Raw genomic sequence first — 3863 nt, forward strand, 5'->3', positions numbered from 1 at the left:
TTGGGGTTGGGCATAAGGCCTTTGCGACCGAGCACCATACCGAGCTTGCCGACATCTTTCATCATGTCGGGGGTAGCCACGGCGATGTCAAAGTCGGTCCAGCCGCCTTTCACTTTTTCGATTAAGTCGTCGGCTCCGACAAAAGCGGCGCCTGCTTCCTGCGCTTCCTTTTCTTTTTCGGGCTTGCAGAAAACAAGCACTTTCTTATCACCTCGGAACTGGTGCGGAAGAACCACGGTGTCGCGCACGGCCTGGCTCTTTTTCAAATTAAGCTTGATGGAAAGGTCTACCGATTCGTCAAACTTCGCGTAAGCCATTTTCTTTACCAAGGTAACCGCTTCCTGCAACTCGTAAGAGTTCATGGGATCGTAGTTCTTGGCGTTTGTCCTGTATTTTTTTCCGTGTTTCATTTATCCACCTCTACACCCATAGACCGGGCGGTACCGGCGATAATTTTAACGGCGGCGTCAAGATCGTTGGCGGAAAGATCCGCCATCTTTGTTTTGGCGATGTCCTCAAGCTGTTTCCTCGAGATTTTGCCGACCTTGACCTTGTGGGATTCTTTTGAACCCGACTCAAGCCCTATCGCTTTTTTAATTAAAACCGATGCGGGCGGGGTTTTGAGGATAAACGTAAACGATTTATCCACATAAACCGTGATAATAACCGGAATGATAAGTCCCGGTTCCATGCCTTTTGTCCTGTCGTTAAACTGCTGGACAAACTGAGGCGCGCTGACGCCGTGAGGACCAAGCGCGGGGCCTACGGGCGGGGCCGGAGTGGCCTTTCCCGCGGGGCATTGCAACTTGATTTGCGTCGCAATTTTCTTTTTTGCCATCTAATTCTCCTTCGTGGTATGTCCGGCGGCAAACCGGACTAACGCCTGCACCTTGAATCCAAGACGCGAAGCTTCCACTTATACTTTTTCTACCTGCAAAAGATCAACTTCTACAGGCGCATTTCTGCCAAATATTCCAACCATTACCTTCAACTTGTTTTTCTCTTGATTAACTTCTTCGATTGTGCCGACAAACGATTCAAACGGCCCGTCGATAATTTTAACCTGCTCTCCGGCGGTAAAATTCTGCCTTGCGCGTACCGTCCGTTCTCCCTTAATTTCACCCGACTTCTGCAAAATCGCGCGGGCTTCGTCGCCCGTCAAAGGCTGAGGCTTGCGGTCGGAAGGAGTCCCGACAAAGCCTGTAACGCCCTGAATTTTTTTTATCTTGGAACAGGGCAGTTTCCAATCCATATCGGTTTCGGGAAGATCCATCTCGACAAGGATGTAGCCGGGAAGGAACTTTCTGTTCTGGGTGCGTTTTTTCCCGTCCTTAACCTCGACCACTTCCTCACTGGGAACTTTCACGTCGCGGACGACATTCTTGTCCAACTCCCCGTTTCCCATCATCATGCGGATTGTTCTTTCTATCTTGTTCTCGTATCCCGAATAAGTATGCAGGACATACCAGCCCGTAGCCATTCTTCTTTGCCGCTCCTAAAACTAAAATACCGCTCTAACACCCAAGAGCAACAACATATCTATGAGCCCTAAAATTGCGGCTACGATAATGGTAGAAATAATGACGACTTTTACCGAGTTTATAACATCGTCTTTTCCGGGCCAAATTACCTTTTTCAGTTCCGCATAAGATTCTTTAACAAACTGACCAATTTTCATCTTTTTCTTCCTTTCAAAAAACGTTACATTAAAACCGCATCAGGCGCGGAAGGACTTGCCCTACATTCGGCAACATCCTATTTCTTAAAACCGCTTCAGGCGCAGAAGGACTTGAACCCTCGACCCACGGTTTTGGAGACCGTAGCTCTACCAACTGAGCTATACGCCTATTTCCTTACTTTATCTTGGTCTCCTTGTGGGGAGTGTGCTTGCGATCATGCGGACAGTATTTCTTGAACTCAAGTTTATCCTGTGTGTTACGCCTGTTTTTTGTGGTGGTATAATTGCGCCGTTTGCACTCACTGCATTGAAGGGCTACCAATTCCACTGCCGACTTTTTGCTCGCCATAAAAACCTCTCTACAATAAATATCTGCACGCTTTTGGCGTGGACGAAGCCCTCAATCAGAATCGAACTGATGACCTCATCCTTACCATGGATGTGCTCTGCCAACTGAGCTATAAGGGCAATGTCCCAAGACCAGCTAGGTTTTTGGGGACACTACTGCGAGTTTACGCATTTTAGATAAATTACAAAAAAAAGGCAATTTTGTCAATAGTCCGAGCTAATAAATTGACATTTTTATACATTTTTATATATTATTATAGCCAAAACAAGCGAAAAAAAGGATAGATTATGTCAACACATATTGCCGCTAAAAGCGGAGAAATCGCCGAAACCATACTGCTTCCCGGCGACCCCCTGCGTGCCAAATTTATAGCCGAAAATTTCTTAAAAAACGCCGTCCAATACACAAATGTACGCAATATTTTGGGTTTTACGGGTACTTTTAACGGAAAAAGAGTGTCCGTTCAGGGTACGGGGATGGGAATTCCCTCAATTTCGATATATGTGAACGAATTATTCCGTGAATACGGGGTAAAAAGGGCGATCCGCATAGGGACGGCCGGATCCTTAAATAAGGACGTGCACCTGCGAGACATGGTGCTTGCCATGTCAGCCAGTACCGACTCAAACGCCAATAATGTCCGTTTTGGACACAGAAATTACGCCCCGACAGCCTCATTTTCCCTACTTAAAAAAGCCTGGGATATTGCCGTTTCCAAGGGGTGGGAGCCAAAAGTAGGCTCGATTCTTTCTTCCGATTTGTTCTACGGCGAAAACCCGGACGACTGGAAACTTTGGTCAAAATTCGGCTGTCTTGCCGTGGAAATGGAGTGTGCCGAACTGTACACCCTTGCGGCAAAATACGAGCGCGAGGCCCTTTGCATTGTAACGATTTCAGACAGCCTGATTACGGGCGAATCTACCAGTTCGGAAGAGCGCCAGACCACCTTTACCCGCATGATGGAAACCGCGCTGGAAACGGCTGTCAGTTAGCGGAAACCTCTTAATAACTAAAGATCTTCCTCGACTTCTGGATCCTTCACACCGTTGATGAGCGCGTCTTTAATTGCCGGGAAAGGGAAGCTATTATCATTCCTGTTAAGTATTTGAAATCCATCGCCTTTGGTATCGCTATTGCCATTGTCCCACCAGAAGCACGGTATTCCTTTTGATTTCGCGTAACTTACATAATATTGAGCCCATTCAGCGCGTGTATCTTCGTTGTTTTTATTTACCGCGCCAAATTCTCCGAATATTACGGGTATTCCCTTGCCAACAAATGTACTGTAAGCTCGATCCATCGGGGTTTCAACGCTGCTTTTATCACTTAAATTATTACTGCTCCATGTACTAACAGCACCTGACGCAAAATTCCACGGCGAATAAGCGTGAACCGAAACAATAAACTTATTTTTAGTATTTGAAGAATCATTTGGAATTACAACCCCGCTCATCGCGGCCTGCTCAGCGGACGCAGCATAAGTTGAAACCATCAAAATACGTTTTACGTTGTTACTGCCCCTTGAGCGCACCGCATCAACAAAAATCTGCTCCAACACGTTAATGTTGTCTCTTTCTTCCTTTGTTCCTCCGCTCCATTCCGCAGAACTTCCGATTGTACGCGGTTCATTTAATCCCTCGAATATCAATTTTTCATTTTCGTTTTTAAAATTCTCGGCTATTTGCAGCCAAACCCTTTTAAAAACTTCTTTTGACGCATCCATGTCTTTATTCTGGAACTTAAAAATTCCCTCGTCATGATGGGTATTAAGCAAAATGTACATGTCGTTATCTACCGCATAACCGACAATTTCCTTAACCCTGCTCATAAAAGTTG

6 protein-coding genes, 2 tRNA genes and 1 pseudogene are annotated in these 3863 nt (G+C 46.1%); 1 reads left to right on the forward strand and 8 read right to left on the reverse strand.

All coding sequences use genetic code 11. From position 1 onward, the window contains the following. The 7 genes and pseudogenes from ACYVTD_RS10375 to ACYVTD_RS10405 form a co-directional block, all read right to left on the reverse strand. Positions 1 to 410: pseudogene (locus ACYVTD_RS10375) on the reverse strand (50S ribosomal protein L1); the annotation flags it as partial. Next, a complete protein-coding gene (gene rplK, locus ACYVTD_RS10380) occupies positions 407 to 838 on the reverse strand; it encodes a 50S ribosomal protein L11 (protein ID WP_461247704.1) in 432 nt (143 codons plus the stop codon). The gene rplK and the pseudogene ACYVTD_RS10375, both read right to left, overlap by 4 nt. Positions 839 to 916: 78 nt before the next feature. Continuing rightward, on the reverse strand, positions 917 to 1480 hold the full coding sequence (gene nusG, locus ACYVTD_RS10385; RefSeq protein WP_461247705.1) for a transcription termination/antitermination protein NusG: 564 nt from the start codon (positions 1478 to 1480) through the stop codon (positions 917 to 919). Between the two features lie 21 nt (positions 1481 to 1501). Then, positions 1502 to 1678 (reverse strand): preprotein translocase subunit SecE, encoded by a 177-nt coding sequence (secE, locus tag ACYVTD_RS10390; protein ID WP_461247706.1) that lies wholly within the window; start codon positions 1676 to 1678, stop codon positions 1502 to 1504. 96 nt (positions 1679 to 1774) lie between these two features. Continuing rightward, a tRNA-Trp gene (locus tag ACYVTD_RS10395) sits at positions 1775 to 1847 on the reverse strand. 6 nt (positions 1848 to 1853) lie between these two features. Next, complete coding sequence (gene rpmG, locus ACYVTD_RS10400; protein ID WP_461247707.1) at positions 1854 to 2027, reverse strand: 50S ribosomal protein L33; 174 nt, start codon at positions 2025 to 2027, stop codon at positions 1854 to 1856. Between the two features lie 46 nt (positions 2028 to 2073). Beyond that, positions 2074 to 2146 (reverse strand) — tRNA-Thr (locus tag ACYVTD_RS10405). 168 nt (positions 2147 to 2314) lie between these two features. Here ACYVTD_RS10405 and deoD point away from each other — a divergent pair. After that, positions 2315 to 3019: a purine-nucleoside phosphorylase gene (gene deoD, locus ACYVTD_RS10410; protein ID WP_461247708.1), complete on the forward strand. Its 705-nt coding sequence runs from the start codon at positions 2315 to 2317 to the stop codon at positions 3017 to 3019. Positions 3020 to 3036: 17 nt separating this feature from the next. On the opposite strand, the gene ACYVTD_RS10415 is transcribed toward deoD, so the two are convergent. Next, positions 3037 to 3863 (reverse strand): glycoside hydrolase family 5 protein (locus tag ACYVTD_RS10415; RefSeq protein ID WP_461247709.1); only part of this gene is annotated, 827 nt, incomplete at its 5' end.

It is taken from the genome of Treponema sp. R6D11, assembly GCF_054786075.1.